The sequence below is a fragment of the Sphingobium sp. RAC03 genome, assembly GCF_001713415.1.
Lineage (GTDB): Bacteria > Pseudomonadota > Alphaproteobacteria > Sphingomonadales > Sphingomonadaceae > Sphingobium.
In genome coordinates this window covers 2,948,662-2,967,518 of sequence record NZ_CP016456.1, presented here as the reverse complement: position 1 = coordinate 2,967,518, position 18,857 = coordinate 2,948,662, and the positions used below count along the sequence as shown (strand labels likewise).

The following is an 18,857-nucleotide window of genomic DNA, read 5'->3' as shown; positions in this document are numbered from 1 at the left end:
TTGCGTTAGCCCGCAATCTTTGAAAAGTCGGCTACGCTATGAACGGCGTCCCGCACCCGCGCCAGCAGCGCAAGGCGGGCCGCGCGCTTGGCGGGATCAGCGTCGTTGACCGTCACGCTTTCAAAGAAGGCGTCGATGGGCGCGCGGAGGGTGGCGAGGGCGGCCATCGCCCCCTCGAAATCCTCCGCCGCCACCGCCTGCGCCGTGCGCGGTTCCGCCACGTCGAGCGCGGCGATGAGCGCAGCTTCGGCTATTTCGGGCGTGTAGGAAAGAGTTGAATGCCCCTCCCCCTTGAGGGGGAGGGTTGGGTGGGGGTGTGCCACGTCGAGAGCCGGACGCTCGCCTGCGGCTCGCTCCCCCTCTCCCCGGCCCTCTCCCCGCTGGGGAGAGGGAGTTTGTGGCGCGTCCTTCTTGAGGATGTTCGCGGCGCGCTTGTAGCCTGCGAGCAAGTTCGCGCCGTCGTCGGTCGCGACGAAGGATTGCAGCGCATGGACGCGGGCGAGCAGGCGGACGAGATCATCCTCGCCGCCGAGTGCGAACACTGCGTCGATCAGGTCGTGACGGACCCCGGCTTCGCGCTGCTGGACCTTGAGGCGGTCGGCGAAGAAGTCGAGGAGAAGAGCATCGTTAGATCGAAACGCTGCTAATTTTTCAGGCTCATACTCTGCAAACAAATCACAGATACCCTTCAAGGTATCGCACTTGATAGCCAAATCAAAAAATGGAAGCGAGACGTTGCCCATCAACGTAAAGAAAAAATCACTGAATTGCCTTTTTAATGGGCGATCGCTGTCATAGTTAGGATGAGATGAGGACGCATAAAATAGCCAGCGAAGAGTAAGATCACGCATCGAAAACATTTTAGGCATTTGCAGCGACAATGCTAAAACGCCCAAAGCTGCACGTCTCAAAGCAAAAGGATCTCTCGATCCCGTAGGTTGCTCACCAATATAAAAGAACCCAACCAACGTATCCAGCTTATCCGCCAAACTCACCGCTACCGTGACCGGGGCGGTCGGGACGTCGTCGCCTTGGCCGACCGGCTTGTAATGGTCGCGGATGGCGTCGGCTACGGCGTCGGGCAGGCCTTCGGCGCGGGCGTAGTAGCCGCCCATGATGCCTTGCAATTCGGGGAACTCGCCGACCATTTCGGTGACGAGGTCGGCCTTGCAGAGCTTAGCGGCGTCATACGCAAGCTGCGCCAATTCACTCCCCTCCCCTTCAGGGGAGGGGCTGGGGGTGGGGGCTATCATCTTGGCGTCGCGTGTGGGGATGGCCCCCACCCCAACCCCTCCCCTGAAGGGGAGGGGCTTTTCCGTAACGATCCCCTCTTCCACCAACCACCGCGCCAGCTTTGCGACCCGCTCGACCTTGTCGGCTACCGTGCCCAGTTTCTCGTGGAAGGTGATGCGTTCGAGTTTCTTGGCGTGGTCGTCCAGCCGGGTCTTACGGTCCTGTTCCCAGAAGAAGCGCGCGTCGCTCAAGCGCGCGGCCAGTACCTTGCGGTTGCCTGCGATGATGGCGGCGCCGCCATCCTTGGCGTCGATATTGGCGGTGCAGATGAAGGCGGGGGCGAGTTTGCCCGCGCTGTCGCGCAGCACGAAATATTTCTGGTTGATGCGCAGGGTTAGCTGGATGACTTCAGGCGGCACCTCAAGAAAGACGGGGTCGAAATCGCCGAGCAGCGGCACCGGCCATTCGGTCAGGCCCGCATTTTCCGCGACCAGCCCCTTGTCCTCGATGACGGTGTAGCCATGCGCGGCGGCGGCCTGCGCGGCCTTGTCCGCGATGATCGCCTGGCGCTCCTGGTGGCTGACGATGACATGGCAGGCGCGCAGTTTTTCAGCATAGTCGCCCGCCCCGCCGATGGTGATTTCGGCCGGGTGGTGGAAGCGATGGCCGAGCGTCGCATAGCCGCTGCGGATGCCGTCGATCTCGCAATCGATCAGTTGCTCGCCCAGGATCGCGACGATGCCCTGCAACGGGCGGACCCAGCGCAGGCTTTCGGTCGTCTGCGACGCGACGCCCCAGCGCATGGATTTGGGCCAGGGGAAGGCGCGGATGATGGCGGGGATGGCTTGCGCCAATACCTCTGCGGTGGCGCGGCCGGGCTTGTTGACGACGGCAAACCAGATGCCGTTGCGGTCTTCGAGCTGATCCTGGATCAGGCCAGTCTTGCGCAGGAAGCCTTCGAGCGCTTGCGGCGGCGCGCTGGTGCGCGGGCCTTTATGCTCTTCGCTGACGGCGGCGGTTTCGAGCGGCAGGTCGCGGGCGATGAGCGCGAGGCGGCGGGGCGTGACGAAGCTGTCGATGCTTCCCGGCGTCAGGCCGGATTTCGCCAGTTCCTCGGTAAAGAGGCGCGCGAGATCGTCGCTGGCCTTGAGCTGCATGCGCGCGGGAATTTCTTCGCAGCGCAGTTCCAGGAGGAAGTCGGTCATTGGTCATATCCACAGTAGAAGATCCTCCCCTGGAAGGGGAGGTGGCGGGGCGCAGCCCCGACGGAGGGGTGTCCCGCTATCGATAGGGTGACACCCCTCCACCACTTCGTGGTCCCCCTCCCCTTACAGGGGAGGATTTGAAGTGCCGGATTCACGCGGCCCATCCGTTGGATTCCATCCATGCTTCGCAGCTGCCCTTCGCCATGTCGCGGACCTGGCCCATATAGCTGGCGCGTTCCTGGACGGAGATCACGCCGCGCGCTTGCAGCAGGTTGAAGACGTGGCTGGCCTTGATCGCCTGGTCATAGGCGGCGAGGGGTACGCCATTGTCGATGCAACTGCGCCATTCGGACTGGCAATCTTTGAACCAGCGGAACAGTTTTTCCGTGTCGGCGACCTCGAAATTCCATTTCGACATCTGCTGTTCATTGGCCAGGAACACGTCGCCGTACGTCACCCCGGCATCGTTGAATTTCAGGTCATAGACGCTGTCGACGCCCTGAATATACATGGCCAGCCGTTCAAGGCCGTAGGTCAGTTCGCCCGCGACCGGCTTGCAGTCATAGCCGCCCATCTGCTGAAAATAGGTGAATTGCGTGACTTCCATCCCGTCGCACCACACTTCCCAGCCAAGGCCCCAGGCACCCAGCGTCGGGCTTTCCCAGTCATCCTCGACGAAACGGATGTCGTGGACCAAGGGATCGATGCCGATTTCCACGAGGCTGCCGAGATACAGCTCCTGCAGATTGGCGGGGCTGGGCTTCATGATCACCTGATATTGGTAATAATGCTGGAGCCGGTTGGGGTTTTCGCCATAGCGGCCGTCCGTGGGTCGACGGCTGGGCTGGACATAGGCGGCGTTCCACGGCTGCGGCCCAAGTGCGCGCAGCGTGGTGGCGGGGTGGAAGGTGCCCGCGCCGACTTCCATGTCATAGGGCTGGAGGATGACGCAGCCCTGTTTCCCCCAATAGGCATGGAGGGTCAGGATGAGGTCCTGGAAGGAAAGCGCTTTGCCTTCGGCCACGAATAGTCCTTCGCGAAATGGTCGGTTTTGCTGGCTCGCGCCTTGGCGCATGGGGCCGATAGGGTCAAGGGCAGGACGGAGCGAAACAGGGTTAAGTGGCTTGCCCTTGCGCCATCCGCCCCGCATGGTCGGGACTATGAAGATGCTTGCTTATCTGGCCCATGGCCTTGCCGCCGCGCTGTTGCTGACCAGCGGCCCGGTCGCCGCCCGCCCTGCCCCGCCCGCCGCCAATGTGGCGACGCCCGCCCTGTGGCGGGTGCAGGATGCGGACACGACGCTCTATCTGTTCGGCACGGTGCATGTGATGAAGCCGGGGGTCGACTGGTTTCGCGGCGGGGTGAAGGCCGCGTTCGACGGATCGGATGAGTTGGTGCTGGAGATTATCGAGCCGGACGATCCCAATGTCATGGGTGGCGTGATGATGAGCCGGGCGATGGCGCAGGATGGCGTGGCGCTGTCCGACCGGCTGACGCCGGAGGCACGGGAGAAATATCGCGCGGCGATGGCGGCAAATGGCCTACCTGTTCCGGCGTTCGATCGGATGAACCCGTGGATGGCGGGCATGGCGCTGGCCGTCGCGCCGTTGGCCAAGATGGGCTATCAGGCGGATCTGGGCGCGGAGAAGATTTTGCGCTCGGCGGCGGTGAAGGCGGGCAAGCGGGTCGAGGCGCTGGAGACGGTCGAGCAGCAGATCGATTTCTTCGCGACGCTGCCGATGGAACAGCAGGTCGCTTTCCTGAACGCGACCGTCGATGGCTTGCCGGAGATGGAAACAGAGTTTGCCGCCTTGCTGCGCCATTGGCATGCGGGCGACCCGGAGAAGCTCGGCAAGTCGATGAACGGGTCGCTGGAGGCGACGCCGGAACTGGCGCAAGTGCTGTTGATCGGGCGCAACGCGAGCTGGGCGCAATGGATCAAGGCGCGGATGGCGACGCCGGGGACGATATTCGTCGCGGTCGGCGCGGGACATCTGGCGGGCAAGGGCAGCGTGCAGGATCAGTTGAAGACGCTGGGCATCAAGGCCCGGCGGATCAAGGAGTAAGCGACGATGCGGCGGTTCACCCATTTCCTGGCGCTGTGCGCGCTGACGCTGGTCGCGGCCTGCGGGCAGGATGGCAGCCCCAAGCCGGAGGCCGCGCAAGCTGGTCCGGCGCTGTGGCAGGTGTCGCGCGGCACCATGAAGGGCTGGCTGTTCGGGACCATCCATGTCCTGCCCAAGGGGGTGGCGTGGGAGACGCCGACGATCAGCGACGCGATGGCGCAGGCCGACCGGCTGGTGCTGGAAGCGGCGGATTTGCAGGATGAGCAGAAGACGCTGGCGCTGTTCGAGCAGATGGGGCGCAGCCCTGGCCTGCCCCCGCTCGACCAGCGGGTGCCGGAAGAAGATCAGGCCGCGCTCGTCAAGGCGGTGGCGGATGGCGGCACCAGCACGCAGATGCTGTCAGGCTATGAAAGCTGGGCGGCGGCGATGCTGTTGTCGGCGGCGAGCCAGCAGGCGCTCAAGGTCAGCCAGGATGATGGCGTGGAGCCGGTGCTGATCGCCGCGTTCAAGAAAGCGGGCAAGCCGATTGGCGGGCTGGAAACGGTGGAGCGACAATTCGCCGCGTTCGACACATTGCCGGATTCCGCGCAGGCGAAGCTGCTGGTGCAGACGGTGCGCGAGACCAAGGATATGAAGGCCCTGTTCGACCGCATCCTGACCGCCTGGCGCAAGGGCGATATGGAGGCGATCGCGAAGGAGGACCAGAATGGCGAGCAGCCCGATCCGGTGGTCGAGGAAGCGGTGCTGGTCGCGCGCAACCGCGACTGGGTGAAGGCGATCGCGCCGATGACGGGACGGCCTTTCATCGCTGTGGGGGCCGGGCATCTGACGGGGCGGGAGAATCTGATCGAATTGCTGGAGGCCAAGGGCTTTACGGTGACGCGGGTGCAGTGACTTTAATTCCAGTCGGTCTCGACAGACCTTACTATTCGTATGTCAGCTTAATTTTTGATGCGTTAGGTGTCGCATCTGGCGACCGCCTTCCCTATAATTTTGCGGTGAGAATGGAGGGAATATGCGAAAGGGTATCTTAATCTGGCTGGACCCCACTGAAAAACCGGGGCCAAAGAGGTTCGAAGAACTAGCAGAGCGAGGGTTGGCTACTACTGGCGACCTTCGATCTTTGGTGTGTGGTTGGTCTGAACGAAGTCCCAAGACTGCCCATATAAAGATGCCTACCGGACAGGGCAGCGCTTTCTTCGACGAGCATTGTATACGAGCAATGAAGGAGACTTTTTGTTGAGGATGTGGTGGTGCTTGAAGGCCCGCGGAGAAACACACGCAGCCGATCCGGCTGGCCTAGCCGCCCTACCTTGCAATCTTGCCCTTTTCTGCTAAAGGGCGCGCTCCCGCGATGGTCATCCCTGGAGGCGTGGCGGGAAAATGTAACTCAAACCAGCTTTTGGAGACACGCAATGAGCGAGCAGCTTACGCTGTCGGCCGAGGCACGCGATCGGGCAGGCAAGGGAGCCTCCCGCGCCCTCCGCCGTGAGGGCCGCGTACCCGCCGTCATCTATGGAATGAACGAAGAACCCCAGTCGATCCACGTCGAGGAAAAGCTCCTCAACAAGCTGCTGGGCACCGGTCATTTCTTCAACTCGGTCGTCATGGTGGAAGTCGGTGGCAAGTCCATCCGCACGCTCGCCAAGGACGTGGCCTTCCACCCCGTCTCCGACCGTCCGCTGCACGCCGACTTCCTGCGCGTTTCGGAACATGCCAGCGTCACCGTCGCGGTGCCGGTGCGCTTCGAAAATGAAGCCGCTTCGCCGGGCCTGAAAAAGGGCGGCGTGCTGAACATCGTTCGTCATGATGTCGAACTGATCGTCGATGCCGCCGACATTCCCGAAGATGTCGTGGTCGACCTGACCGGCTTTGAAGTCGGCGATTCGATCCACATCAGCGCGGTCAAGCTGCCCAAGGGCGCGAAGGCGGCGATCGACGACCGCGACTTCACCATCGCGACGATCGTTGCCCCGTCCGCGCTGAAGAGCGCCGAGGGTGGCGAAGGCGACGCCGAGGCGGAAGCCACGGCCGAATAAGCCTGTCGCCGTCGTTCCGACGGTTTTGCTCAACCCCGTTCGGGCTGAGCTTGTCGAAGCCCTTTCCTGGTCGAACAGGAAAATCGGCCGATCGACAGGCTCAGGGCGAACGGGGTTTTGCTTTTCTGGAGAGTGAAGATGCAAATCTGGGTGGGGCTCGGCAATCCGGGCACGCAATATGCGATGCACCGGCATAATGTCGGCTTCATGGTCGCGGACCTGATCGCCGACCTGCATCGCTTTTCGCCGCCCAAGAAGCAGTTTCAGGGCTGGGTGCAGGAAGGCCGGATCGGCACGGAGAAGATACTGCTGCTCAAACCCGCGACCTTCATGAACGAAAGCGGCCGCTCCGTGGGCGAGGCGATGCGCTTCTACAAGCTGACGCCGCAGGACGTGACCGTGTTTCACGACGAACTCGATCTGGTGCCGATGAAGGTGAAGGTGAAGCGCGGCGGCGGCAATGCCGGGCATAATGGCCTGCGATCGACCGACGCGCATATCGGGGCGGATTTCCGCCGGGTGCGGATCGGCATCGGCCATCCGGGCCATAAGGACAAGGTCCATGGCTATGTGCTGGGCAATTACGCCAAGAGCGAGATGGACGCGCTCGCCGCGATGCTGGGCGCGATCGGCGCCGAGGCGGAATGGCTCGCCAAGGGCGATGATGCCCGCTTCATGAACGAAGTCGCGTTGCGGCTGGCGGACTGAGCGCCAAAGGCAAACGGCGTCCGACAGGGTGCCGGACGCCGTTTCCCATGGGCAGGAGGGGTTGGCCCCCTGCCCTTGCTACATCAGACGATCACGAACTCGGCGTTGGTCATCGCCAGGCCGGTGGAGATGGAGGCGAACTGCACCGCAGCCCCCGCCCCATTGCCATCGGCATCGAACAGCAGCGCGCCGGTCGCGCTGTTGTAGATGATGCGGTCACTGGCATCGGCGGCCCCCGCACCAATGCGGAACGCCGCAGCGGTCAGTACCCCGACCGGCAAGCCACCAAAGGCCGCCGAATTCAGCCGGAACTGGTCGTTCGCCACCGAATAATCAGTGATGGTGTCGAGATTGGCAGTCAGACCATTCATGAAGGCGAAGATGTCGTTGCCGGCACCACCGACCATCGTGTCGTTCCCCGACCCACCGCTCAGCACATCATTGCCGCCGCCGCCTTCGAGCGTATCATTGCCGCCACCGCCGATCAGTTCGTCGTTGCCAGCGCCACCCTTAAGCACATTGTTGGCGGAGCTGCCGGTCAGCACGTCGTTAAAGGCCGAACCGTTGATATTCTCCATCAACGCCACGGTGTCCGTACCGGCACCGCCGGTCACCTGCGCGGCCGCGATCGACAGGCTGACCGTGACGGCCGAGGTCGCATTGACATAGCTGAGCGTGTCGATGCCATTGCCGCCGTTGATGATGTCATCGCCAGCGCCCCCTTCGAGCAGGTCATCTCCGTCGAAGCCGAACAGGATGTCGTTGCCGTTTTCGCCGGTCAGCTTGTTGTTGCCACTGTTCCCGTTGAGCGCATTGTCGAGGGCGTTCCCCGTGAGGCTGGAACCCGACGTCCCCGTCAGGGTCGCATTTTCGACGGCGCGACCAACCAGCGTGTAGGTCACGGACGAATAGATCAGGTCCGTACCGGCACCCGACGATTCGATGACATTGTCGCTCGCCGTATCGACATAATAAATGTCGTTGCCAGCGCCGCCATTCATGATGTCGACGCCCGTGCCGCCATCCAGAATGTCATCGCCATCGCCACCGATCAGCGTGTCTGCGTCTCCCAGGCCATAGAGCGCGTCATTGCCTGCATTACCAACCAGTCTATTGGCTTCACCCGACCCAACCAACGTATCATTGGCCGCGTTACCGATGACATTTTCAATACTGGACAGGCTGATAGGCCCCGACCCGCCCGGTGTGTATGTGAACGTGCCGTCAGTGAGATTGACAGTGGCCGTCGAACTGATGCCGGTGATGTCGAACGTATCGGAGCCTGCGCCGCCGACATAGATTTCGCCATAACCACCATTCCAGCCGCTCACGAGCCGGAACGTATCGTCACCTGCCTCACCATAGATGATATCGATGCCACTGCCGCCGTCAAAGACATCATTACCGTCGCCACCTATCAACAGGTCGTTGCCGTCGCCGCCATTGATGATGTCATTGCCGGTGCCGCCGTAAATCATGTCGGTGCCGCTGCCGCCGTTCAGCGTATCATCCCCCGCCTCGCCATAGAGCGTATCGTCCCCTGCATTGCCGTTGATGACGTTGGCGGACGCATTGCCGGTGATGGTGTCTGCCAATTGCGTGCCATCGACATTTTCGACAGCCGTAATCGTCCAGGGACCGCCATAAAGCGGGTTATACTGCCAGCTACCCGACGTCAGATTGACGGTCGAGCCATAGATCGTCGTAATCTGGCTGAGGTCCAGCCGATCGACGCCGGAGCCGCCATCGATATTGTCACCGAACTCCGTCGCCGACCCCGTTTGGCGAACGATGAAGACATCGTTCCCTGCCTCACCATAAATCGAATCGCCGAAGTAGCCGCCGTAGATGGTGTCATTGCCATTGCCGCCATAGACAACGTCCGTGCCGTCGCCAGCATCGAGTATGTCGTTCCCATCGCCGCCATAGAGGGTATCGTCGCCCTGGCTGCCATCCAGCACGTCATCGCCCGACCCGCCATATAGCGTATCATTGCCCAATCCGCCATTGATCACGTCGTTGCCGCCATTGCCGTTCAGCACATTGTCGGCCTGGTTGCCGGTGATCGTATCGTTGCCCGACCCGCCATTGGCGTTTTCGATCAACGATGCGGTGTTGCCGCCGAACAGTAGCGCGTTGAAGATGTTGCCGCGCGCATAATTGCCATCGCCCAGATAAGCGATCTGCGTGCTGCTGAACGTCGAATGGCCGCCGGGATTGAGGTCCAGCGTCAGATTGGTGGTATAGTTGGACAGATTATAGGTATCGATGCCGCCACCGTCCCAGATGGTCGCGAAGATGCGGTTGCCGCCCGGATCGATGGCCACCGACCCATTGATCAGGGTTTCGCCGCCGGTCTGGCTCCAGGTATAGACGGTGTTGCCCGAATTGACCGAATAGTCGGCCCCGTACATCGTCTGCAAAGCCAGGATGTCGAGCATCATATAGCTTTGCGGCGCGCCCCATTGTTCATAGGAATAGCCGCCGGTCAGCGGATCGCCGATATAGCTGCGATAGGTCATGACCGTGAATTCGATCGAATCCCAAGCCGTCGGCAACGCGCCATAGGCACCGCCGGTCTGACCGTGCGCCAGACCCAGCGAATGGCCGAGTTCATGGAACATGGTATGCCAGGCATAGTTGCCCGCCGTCGGCGTCTTCAGCGAATTGACGGTGCCGTCATAGCCGTTGCCGAAGAAGGTATCACCGCCATAGATGCTGTTGCTGGGATAATAAGCATAAGCGGTGCCAGGATCGCTGGAGTTGGCACCGCGGATCGTCGCAATCGCCGAGCCTGCGCCATCATAGGAGAGGCCCAAATTCGTAAAGGATTCGACGCCAAAAGCGGTCGCCGCGTTGGACTGCGTGATAGCCGTTGAATTTAGCGCAGTATGAAAGGCGAGCGTCTGTTGCGCGGTGAACTGTGAAAAGCCTTCATTCTGGGCGCTGATGCCATCAACGTCAGCGTCAGAATTATAGCCAGCCTGATAATCAGCGGCAGAATCCGTGTCGCTATAATAGACCGTCTGGCTCGGATCCCATTTGATGCCGCTGAACAACCCGTCGATGATCTGGTTGCCCGTGGCCGCCTGCGTCAGCGTCGTGTTGCCATTACCATTTTCCTGCGGCGCGTCGAGATTGCCTGGCGCGCCGGTGCTGACCGGTTCGGGCATGACGTCCTGGGGATAAAGCAGCCTGATTTCGCTGCGCACTTGTTCGTTGTTCGAAAGAGACCAGATGTCCGATACATCCGTGAAAGAGGACGGCGTGTCGAATGGCGACACCGTGTCATCTTCGTCTCTCAACTTGGCCATAAGGGGGCCGCCCTCGGTGATCCTAAGCATACATCCTCCTGCAAAATTGCGTTGGATGACACGTTAACTGTGCCTTTTTAGGCGACCACTATGGAGCGACGTAATGGCACCATTATAGGTAACTTCCAAGCGATAGATTTCTCAATCATTACAAGATGATGCTAAGTCAATATTTCTATGCTATTGAAATTCAACCCATTATTTCAACAGCTCCACCCGCCGGAAATAGAATTTATTTCAAAGATGTTGGGCGCGACTGGACCATGATGGGTCACTTCCGAAAAGGGACCATAAGCAGGATCGAAAAGCGCGGGCGATGCGGTGGCGAGACCTAACGCGGCCCGTCCTGACGGAGACGCTCTGCCCGCCGTTCAGCTACGCGCGCCAAGGCATGGCCGGGGTGCCGTTCGGCAAAGAGGCGATAGGCTGCCTCGCTATTGCGCCGTTGTGCGTCCTCAAACTGTTCGCGAACGGCGACTTCCGGGTCGCCGGGTGGTCGCATGATACCGCCTGTGCCAGGCGGCGCTTCATAAGATTGCTGGCGTGGGGCAGCCGGTCGCGCTGCGGCGCAAGCGGACACGCTCAGGCACCCCGCTATCAAAACGACACGAGCAATAGGATGACGCATAGGAAAATCCCTCGACAAGGGAGTGCAGCTTTACCAGATTTCCACGTCGCGCTCAATGAACGCCCCTATTCGCGAAACGCCGTTTCGCTCAGGCGGGTGATGGGGGTAAAGATGTAGGCAAGGATAGACCGCTTGTCGCCCAGCAGATTGACTTCGGCCCCCATGCCGGGACCGATGGGTAGGTCGCGCCCGGCCGAGTCCTTCATCCCCGTGGCCGTGGTGCGAACGCGCACGACATAATGGCTTTCACCGGTGCGTTCGTTCACCACAGCGTCAGGCGACACGGCAATGACGGAGCCGGGCATCGATCCATAGACCGCGCTATCATAGGCGGAGATATGGACCTTTGCCCGCTGGCCGAGCTTGACCGACGCGATGTCCTTGGCCGCGACCATCGCCTCGACGATCAGCGTATCGCGCGCGGGGACCATTTCGAGCAGCGGGTCGCCGGGGCGCACGCTTCCCCCCACCGTGGTCACGAAGACGCGGTTGATGCGCCCGTCCATCGGCGCCTTGAGCGTCGTGCGATCGAGCCTGTATTTATAGGCTGGCATCGTCGCCTGCCGCACGGACATTTCCGCGCGCGCGGCGGTCAGTTCCCCAGCGGCGCGCGCCAGCCAATCTCGCTTTTGCTGGAGCGCACTGGCCTGCGCCTCGGCCAGCAGCGAATGGGCGCGGCTGAGTGCCGCAGCGGCCCCCTGCGCATCACTGGTCGACATGCTGAAGGCATTTTGCGCCTGCAACAAGGTGCGGCGCGGCTCGATCCCCTCCTGCACCAGCGGCCGCACCAGGTCGAGATCGGCGCGGGCGGTTTCGCGGGCGGAGATGCGTGCGTCCTGCGCGGCGCTGGCTTCGGCGATGGTGCGCGATGCCTGCGCGATGCGGGCGGTGCCGACGCTGGACAGGGCGGCGAGTTCGGCCATGCGCGATCGGTAGAGGCTTTGCTCGACTTCGATCTGGCTCGCCATCTGGGCGTTGCGCGGCTGCGGGAAGCGCGGCGCGCGGCCCGCAATCTCGGCTTCCAGGCGAATGATCTTGAACTGCAGCGAATCGCTGCTGGATCGATTGCTCTCCAGCTCCGCGCCCGGCTGGATCGGGCTGAGCCGGACCAGCGCCGTGCCCTGCTTCACATCCTGGCCCGTGCGCACCATGATCGATTCGACCACGCCGCCTTCCAGATTGGAAATGATCTGCAATTGCGAGCTGGGGATGACCCGACCATTGGCGCGGACGGTCCGGTCGATTTCCGTGAGCCAGGCCCAGAGCAGAAATATCAGCACGAAGGCGGCAATGGTCCACAGAATGATGTTCGCGGGCACGCGGGGCTTGATATAGGTCGCAGGCTCCTGCGTCAGTGCCCGGCCGGTCATGCCGCTTTTCCTCTGGTCAGTTTTTGCAGCACGGCATCGCGCGGACCATCCGCCACGATCCGGCCCTTGTCGAGCACGACGATCCGGTCGACCAGCGCCAGCAAGGACGTGCGATGGGTGATCAGCATCAGCGTGCGCCCCTGCACTTCGGGATGCAGGCGGGTGATGAGTTCGGCCTCGGTCTGCGCGTCCATCGAACTGCTGGGTTCATCGAAGATCAGGATTTGCGGACGCCCCGCCAGCGCGCGGGCGATCGCGATCGACTGGCGCTGGCCACCCGACAGGCCATCGCCGCGATCGGTCAGGCGCAAGTCATAGCCATTGGTGATCGGCCCCATGAACCGATGCGTGCCGCTGATCTCCGTCGCGCGGATCATCTCGTCCTGATCCACGACGGCGCGGTCCAGGCAGATATTCTGGCGCACCGTCCCGGCGATCAGCACATTGTCCTGCATCCCCGCACCGATCAGGCGGCGCAATTCGATGGGGTCATATTGGCGCACATCGATGCCATCGATCATGACGACACCGTCTTCGGGTTCGTAGAGGCCCAGGACCAGCCGGGCGAGCGTGGACTTGCCGGACCCGACCCGCCCCAGAAAACCAACCCGTTCGCCCGGCGCGATCGTCAGATTGACCTGCTCCAGCGCCTTTTCGGGCGAACCGGGATAGCGGAAGCCGACATTGCGCAATTCTATCTGCCCGCGCAGCACGCCGGGGTGCAGCGCATCGCCCTGCGGCCCTTCGCTCGGCGCATCCATCAGCGCGTTGATCTGCCGATAGGCGACGCGCGTCGCGGACAGGCGCGACAGCAGCGTCGCGATCTGCGCCAGCGGCGCAAGCGCACGGCCACACAGGATGGAGCAGGCGAGCAGCGCCCCGGTCGTAATCTCGTTACTGCGCAGCAGGCCGACGCCGACGATGATGATGCCGCAATAGGCAATGGTCGATGCGCTGTTGGCGACCGTCATCGGGATGGAGGAGATCAGCCGCTGGCCAAGCGAGCTTTCCGAATGGCTGATCAGTGCCTTGCGCCAGCGGCCGCTCAGCATCGGTCCGGCCCCGATCGCCTTGACCGTTTCCAGGCTGCCGATGGTTTCGACCAGCACCGATTGCTTGAGCAGGCCATCGCCCAGGCTGCGCGACGACATGCGGTCGAGCGCGGGGGTGGTGACGATGCCCGACAGGATCACGAGCGGGATCATCGCCAGCGGCAGGACCACCAGCACGCCGCCCAGCATGGCGATGACCGCGAGGGTAACGAAGATGAAGGGGACGTCGATCAGCGCGGTCAGCGTCACCGAGGCGAAGAAGTCGCGCAACGTCTCCAACTCGCGCATCAGCCCGGTGAGCGCGCCGGTCGATCCCCGGCGATGGTCGAGCCGCAGCGCGAGCAGCTTGGCGAACAGCGTTTCGCCGACATCATGGTCGATATTGGCCCCGGCGACATCGACGAAATAGACGCGCAGCAACCGCAGCACGAAATCGAAGATGATCACGAAGACCAGGCCGATGCTCAGCCCCACCAGCGAGGCGGCACCATCATTGGGGACGATCCGGTCATAGACGGTCATCGTAAAGAGCGCCGACACGAGCGCGAAGATATTGATCAGCGCAGCAGCGACCGCGACCTTCATATAGATGCCGCGATTGCGCATCATCGGTTCGATCAGCCAGGGCGCGAAGCGGCGCTTGCCGGTGGCGAGCAGAGGCTCTTCATTCATGGTCTGGCGGCCCCGTCGGAGGAATCGACCGCGATCGACAGTTCGTCCAGCAACTGGCCCGCTCTGGCCAGCAGGACGAAGCGCGACAGGTCGCGCTCCGCCAGCGTCTGCACATAGGTCGCGATGGATGCGAAATAATTATCTTCGGACGTGATGACATCGAACAAGGTGCCGCCCGACGACGCAAAGCGTGCGGCATAGACATCGCGGCTGTCGCGGCTGGCAAGGTAGGTCGCCTGCGCCGCCGTCAGTTGCGCATCGAGCCCGCGCACGTCGCCCCAGGCCATCTCCGCGTCGCGCAGCGCCTCGCGCCGGACCCGCGCGGCATAGGCGTCGGCGGCATCGGCGCGCGCGGTCGCCTGATCGGCCTTCGCATTGATCCCCGCGCCAAGCTGGGCACGGATGATGAGGCGGCCGCGAATGTCATAGTCGCCGGGATTTTCGAAGACGCCATAGCGGCCCGCATCCACCCCGGCGGCAATCGTCGGCAGTCGGTCGGACCGCACGGCCCGCGCATCCTGCCGCGCGGCGCGCGCTTCGGCCTCGGCCTTCAGCACGGTCGGCGACCGCAGGATCAGCGTTTCGAGCGATTCGCGCGTGCCGACGTCCATGGGCGGCACGGGCGCGCGCATCAGGTCAGCGGGGGCGTCATGCCCGGCCAGCGCGCGATATTGCGCTTCGGCACTGGCCCGGTCACGCTGATACATGGCGACCCGGGTCTGGACCGAGGCGATCGAACTGTCGATGCGGGGCAGGTCGCCGCGCGCGGAAAAGCCCTGCTCGATGCGGCGCTCGACCGCGGCACGCAGGCGCATCTGCCGCACGCCATAATCGATCGCCGCCCGCTCCATCAGCCGCTGCGCCAGGATGGAATACCAGGCGGTGACGGTGCGCAACGCGACATCGGTGCCATAGCCCATGATGCCGGACCGCGCCGCTTCGACCCGCGCATTGCCCGCATTGATGCGGCTCGACGCCGCGCCGAAATCAAGGAGTCGCTGCCGTAGCGAGGCCGTGGCGTCGGTGCGCCCTTCGGGGCGGGACCGTTCGACGATATTGCCGGGATCGTTGGAGAAATTGCGCGCGAACGAGCGATGCGCGTCGACGCTGAGGTCGAGTGTCGGGAAGATCGCCGAGCGCGCCTGCACCCGCGCCGCCTGCGCCTCGCGCTCGCCCGCGCGGGCCTCGTCCATCAGTGCATTGGTCTGGACCGCTGATTCGATTTCCGCCCGAAACTGGTCCGGCGGCCCGACGCGATCGACCAGATCGATCAACGGATCGGCCTGCACCGGATGGCTGAAAGGCGTGGGATTGGGCGGGAGGATGAGACTGTCCTGCGCCCATGCGGCGGACGAAAAGCCGCAGCAGGCCAACAACGCCATGCGCGTCATCATGCCCCTATGCCACCGGCCAAACAGGTTGGACCGCCCCCCAGGCAGCCTATCGATCAACAAAAAAACCCACCCCAAAATCACATAATGGTTATCCCAACATGAGCTTTGCGACCCCAGTTAAGACCATGTTCGGGTGTAATGCGACGCTATATGCCCGATGTGACGATTCCGCGCAACTTGGATCGCCAGCGAGAATAGCCGGTAATTATGGGCTTTTCGTCAGGCGGCCACCTTCTCCAGCGCGGCCTTGACTGCATCCAGCGCGGCCTGCGCCTTGTCGCCATCGGGACCGCCGCCCTGCGCCATGTCGGGACGCCCGCCGCCGCCCTTGCCGCCCAGCGCTTCCACGCCGATACGGACGAGATCGACGGCGCTCAGCGTGCCGGTCAGGTCGTCGGTGACGCCCACGGCGATGGTTGCGCGACCATCGACCACGGCGAGGATGGCCGAGACGCCGCTGCCCAGGGCCTTCTTGTTGCCATCGACGATGCCGCGCAATTCCTTGGGGTCGAGGCCGTCGATGACTTGGCCGAGGAAACTGACGCTGCCCACCTGTTCGGGACCGGCCGCCTGCGCCGCGCCGCCACCGCCGAGCGCCAGTGCCTTCTTGGCTTCGGCGAGTTCGCGCTCCAGACGGCGGCTCTGCTCGACCAGCGCGGCAATGCGCGCGGGCACATCTTCTGGCGTCGTCTTGAGCGCGGCGGCGGACTGGCGCAATTTGTCGTCACGGTCGGCCAACCACAGGCGCGCGGCCTCGCCGGTCAGCGCTTCGATCCGGCGGACGCCGCTCGACACGGCGCTTTCCGACACGATCTTGAACAAAGCGATGTCGCCGGTCGCGCGGACATGGGTGCCGCCGCACAGTTCGACCGAATAGTTGGCGTCATCGCCGCGCCCAATGGACAGGACGCGAACCTCGTCGCCATATTTCTCGCCGAACAGCGCCATCGCGCCCGCGCCAATCGCATCGTCGGGGGTCATCAACCGGGTGGTGACCTCCTCATTATGGCGGATCTGCGCGTTCACGTCCGCCTCGACCTGCGCGATTTGCGCGTGGGTCAGCGATTCGGGATGCGAGAAGTCGAAGCGCAGCCGGTCGGGTGCGACCAGGCTGCCCTTTTGCGTGACATGGCCGCCCAAGCGATGACGCAGCGCGGCATGGAGCAGGTGGGTGGCGCTATGGTTGGCACGCACGCGGTCGCGATGATCGACATCGACCGACAGTTGCACGGTGTCGCCGACCTTGATGCTGCCTGCCTCGATCCTCGCGCGATGGGCGTGGAGGCGGCCGAGCGGCTTGCCGGTATCCTCGACGCTGGCGATCAGGCCGCCCTGCGTGCTGATACGGCCGGTATCGCCCATCTGCCCGCCGCTTTCGCCATAGAAGGGCGTCTGGTTGGTGAGGATGATGACGCTGTCGCCAACGGTCGCGGAGTCGACATTCGCGCCGCCCTTGACGATGGCTTGCACCTCGCCCTCACCCACGGTCGAGCTATAGCCGATAAACTCGGTATTGCCCGCCTTCTCCGCGATATCGAACCAGATTTCATCCGATGCCTTGTCGCCCGACCCCTTCCAGGCGGCGCGGGCAGCGGCTTTCTGTTCGGCCATCGCACTATCGAAGCCGGCGCGATCGACGCCCAGCCCACGCGAACGGAGCGCATCTTCGGTCAGGTCATAGGGGAAGCCGAACGTGTCGTAGAGCTTGAACGCGGTTTCGCCGGGCAGCGTGCCGCCCTCGGCCAGATCGACCGTCGCTTCATCGAGCAGGCGCAGGCCATTTTCCAGCGTCTTGCGGAAACGGGTTTCCTCGCGCAGCAAGGTTTCCTCGATCAGCGGCTGGGCGCGCACCAGTTCGGGATAAGCCGCGCCCATTTCGGACACGAGGCTGCCGACCAGGCGATACATCAACGGGTCTTTCGCGCCGATGATGTGCGCGTGGCGCATCGCGCGGCGCATGATCCGGCGCAGCACATAGCCGCGCCCTTCATTGGCGGGGAGCACGCCGTCGGCGATCAGGAAGCTGGTCGAACGCAGATGATCGGCAATGACGCGGTGGCTGGCCTGATGATCGCCGTCAGTCGCGGTGCGGGTAATCGCACCCGATGCTTCGATCAGCGCTTTGAACGTGTCGATGTCGTAATTATTATGCACGCCCTGCATGACGGCGGCGATGCGTTCCAGGCCCATGCCGGTGTCGATCGACGGCTTGGGCAATTCGCTGACGATCTCATTGGCTTCCTGCTCATATTGCATGAAGACGAGATTCCAGATTTCGACGAAACGATCGCCATCTTCTTCGGGCGAGCCGGGAGGGCCACCCCAGATATGGTCGCCATGGTCGTAGAAGATTTCCGAACAGGGACCGCAGGGGCCGCTATCGCCCATCGCCCAGAAATTATCCTTGGTCGGAATGCGGATGATGCGGTGATCGGGCAGGCCCGCAATCTTCTTCCACAGGGCGAACGCCTCGTCATCGGTATGATAGACGGTGACGGTCAGCTTGTCGGCGGGAAGCCCCCATTCCCTGGTCAGCAACGTCCAGGCATGGGTGATCGCCTGTTCCTTGAAATAATCTCCAAAGCTGAAATTGCCCAGCATTTCAAAGAAGGTGTGGTGCCGCGCGGTATAGCCGACATTGTCGAGGTCATTATGCTTGCCGCCCGCGCGGACCGACTTCTGGCTCGACGTCGCGGTCTTGTAGGGGCGCGTCTCAAGCCCGGTAAAGACATTCTTGAACGGCACCATGCCCGCATTCACGAACATCAAGGTGGGATCATTGTGCGGCACCAGCGGCGCGGACGGGACGATGGTGTGGCCGTTGGCCCCGAAATAGTCGAGGAAAGAGCGGCGAATGTCGTTGGTCGAGGTCATGGTAGGCGATTTAGGGGGAAGCGGCCCGTCGCACAAGCGGGGCTTTTTGGCGTTTCTCTTTCCGTCGCGCCGCCTGTAAAAAGGAAGCGCCAGCGGGCTGCTGCAAAAACGACTGGACGGCCAGCCACCAACACCGCTATGCCCTCCCCATCATGCAGAGCGCGACACGTCTTCCCCTGCTACGACTTACACGCCCTTAGGCGTGGTTTTTGTGCTGCCTTTCGATTATGGGCAGCGACGATACGCCTAAGGGCTTCCTTTTCGCTGATAGTCGTTAACCGGGCCGCTCCTGCACGCCCGTT

The 18,857-nt window shown here is 62.8% G+C and carries 12 protein-coding genes; 4 read left to right on the top strand and 8 right to left on the bottom strand.

Going from position 1 to position 18,857, the window contains the following annotated elements; all coding sequences use genetic code 11:
- Positions 1–5: 5 nt before the first annotated feature.
- Together glyS and BSY17_RS18865 are read right to left on the bottom strand one after the other, a co-directional pair.
- Complete coding sequence (glyS, locus tag BSY17_RS18870; protein WP_069066629.1) at positions 6–2,438, bottom strand: glycine--tRNA ligase subunit beta; 2,433 nt, start codon at positions 2,436–2,438, stop codon at positions 6–8.
- Between the two features lie 151 nt (positions 2,439–2,589).
- Positions 2,590–3,462, bottom strand: coding sequence for a glycine--tRNA ligase subunit alpha (locus BSY17_RS18865; RefSeq protein ID WP_069067084.1), 873 nt, complete (start codon positions 3,460–3,462; stop codon positions 2,590–2,592).
- 136 nt (positions 3,463–3,598) lie between these two features.
- Between BSY17_RS18865 and BSY17_RS18860 the strand changes: the two genes are divergently transcribed.
- From BSY17_RS18860 to pth, 4 genes are all read left to right on the top strand, one after another.
- Complete coding sequence (locus tag BSY17_RS18860; protein WP_069066628.1) at positions 3,599–4,504, top strand: TraB/GumN family protein; 906 nt, start codon at positions 3,599–3,601, stop codon at positions 4,502–4,504.
- Positions 4,505–4,510: 6 nt separating this feature from the next.
- Positions 4,511–5,398, top strand: a complete 888-nt coding sequence (locus BSY17_RS18855) for a TraB/GumN family protein (RefSeq protein WP_069066627.1) — start codon at positions 4,511–4,513, stop codon at positions 5,396–5,398.
- A 521-nt stretch (positions 5,399–5,919) separates the two neighbouring features.
- A complete protein-coding gene (locus BSY17_RS18850) occupies positions 5,920–6,543 on the top strand; it encodes a 50S ribosomal protein L25/general stress protein Ctc (RefSeq protein WP_069066626.1) in 624 nt (207 codons plus the stop codon).
- 138 nt (positions 6,544–6,681) lie between these two features.
- Complete coding sequence (gene pth, locus BSY17_RS18845) at positions 6,682–7,251, top strand: aminoacyl-tRNA hydrolase (RefSeq protein ID WP_069066625.1); 570 nt, start codon at positions 6,682–6,684, stop codon at positions 7,249–7,251.
- An 83-nt stretch (positions 7,252–7,334) separates the two neighbouring features.
- Here pth and BSY17_RS22075 read toward each other — a convergent pair whose 3' ends face one another.
- The 6 genes from BSY17_RS22075 to alaS form a co-directional block, all read right to left on the bottom strand.
- Positions 7,335–10,565 carry a M10 family metallopeptidase gene (locus BSY17_RS22075; protein ID WP_261340657.1) on the bottom strand — a complete coding sequence of 1,077 codons (3,231 nt, stop codon included), beginning with the start codon at positions 10,563–10,565 and terminating at the stop codon, positions 7,335–7,337.
- Positions 10,566–10,896: 331 nt separating this feature from the next.
- The gene (locus BSY17_RS21665) at positions 10,897–11,067 is read right to left on the bottom strand and encodes a hypothetical protein (RefSeq protein WP_171899274.1); all 171 of its coding nucleotides are present in this window, start codon (positions 11,065–11,067) and stop codon (positions 10,897–10,899) included.
- Between the two features lie 191 nt (positions 11,068–11,258).
- On the bottom strand, positions 11,259–12,563 hold the full coding sequence (locus BSY17_RS18835) for an HlyD family type I secretion periplasmic adaptor subunit (protein ID WP_069066623.1): 1,305 nt from the start codon (positions 12,561–12,563) through the stop codon (positions 11,259–11,261).
- Positions 12,560–14,287: an ATP-binding cassette domain-containing protein gene (locus tag BSY17_RS18830; RefSeq protein ID WP_069066622.1), complete on the bottom strand. Its 1,728-nt coding sequence runs from the start codon at positions 14,285–14,287 to the stop codon at positions 12,560–12,562. Before BSY17_RS18830 ends, BSY17_RS18835 begins: the two co-directional genes overlap by 4 nt.
- Positions 14,284–15,681, bottom strand: a complete 1,398-nt coding sequence (locus BSY17_RS18825) for a TolC family protein (protein ID WP_083217161.1) — start codon at positions 15,679–15,681, stop codon at positions 14,284–14,286. The genes BSY17_RS18830 and BSY17_RS18825 overlap by 4 nt, the downstream gene beginning before the upstream one ends.
- A gap of 219 nt (positions 15,682–15,900) precedes the next feature.
- Entirely contained in the window at positions 15,901–18,555 is a 2,655-nt protein-coding gene (alaS, locus tag BSY17_RS18820; RefSeq protein WP_069066621.1) for an alanine--tRNA ligase, read from the bottom strand.
- Positions 18,556–18,857: the final 302 nt, after the last annotated feature.

Excerpts from the sequence above, each read along its gene's own strand:
- alaS (WP_069066621.1), bottom strand. The coding sequence starts at position 18,555 with ATGACCTCGACCAACGACATTCGCCGCTCTTTCCTCGACTATTTCGGG.
- BSY17_RS18835 (WP_069066623.1), bottom strand. The coding sequence starts at position 12,563 with ATGACCGGCCGGGCACTGACGCAGGAGCCTGCGACCTATATCAAGCCC.
- BSY17_RS18860 (WP_069066628.1), top strand. The coding sequence starts at position 3,599 with ATGAAGATGCTTGCTTATCTGGCCCATGGCCTTGCCGCCGCGCTGTTG.
- BSY17_RS18825 (WP_083217161.1), bottom strand. The coding sequence starts at position 15,681 with ATGATGACGCGCATGGCGTTGTTGGCCTGCTGCGGCTTTTCGTCCGCC.
- glyS (WP_069066629.1), bottom strand. The coding sequence starts at position 2,438 with ATGACCGACTTCCTCCTGGAACTGCGCTGCGAAGAAATTCCCGCGCGC.
- BSY17_RS18850 (WP_069066626.1), top strand. The coding sequence starts at position 5,920 with ATGAGCGAGCAGCTTACGCTGTCGGCCGAGGCACGCGATCGGGCAGGC.
- BSY17_RS21665 (WP_171899274.1), bottom strand. The coding sequence starts at position 11,067 with ATGCGACCACCCGGCGACCCGGAAGTCGCCGTTCGCGAACAGTTTGAG.
- pth (WP_069066625.1), top strand. The coding sequence starts at position 6,682 with ATGCAAATCTGGGTGGGGCTCGGCAATCCGGGCACGCAATATGCGATG.
- BSY17_RS18830 (WP_069066622.1), bottom strand. The coding sequence starts at position 14,287 with ATGAATGAAGAGCCTCTGCTCGCCACCGGCAAGCGCCGCTTCGCGCCC.
- BSY17_RS18855 (WP_069066627.1), top strand. The coding sequence starts at position 4,511 with ATGCGGCGGTTCACCCATTTCCTGGCGCTGTGCGCGCTGACGCTGGTC.
- BSY17_RS22075 (WP_261340657.1), bottom strand. The coding sequence starts at position 10,565 with ATGGCCAAGTTGAGAGACGAAGATGACACGGTGTCGCCATTCGACACG.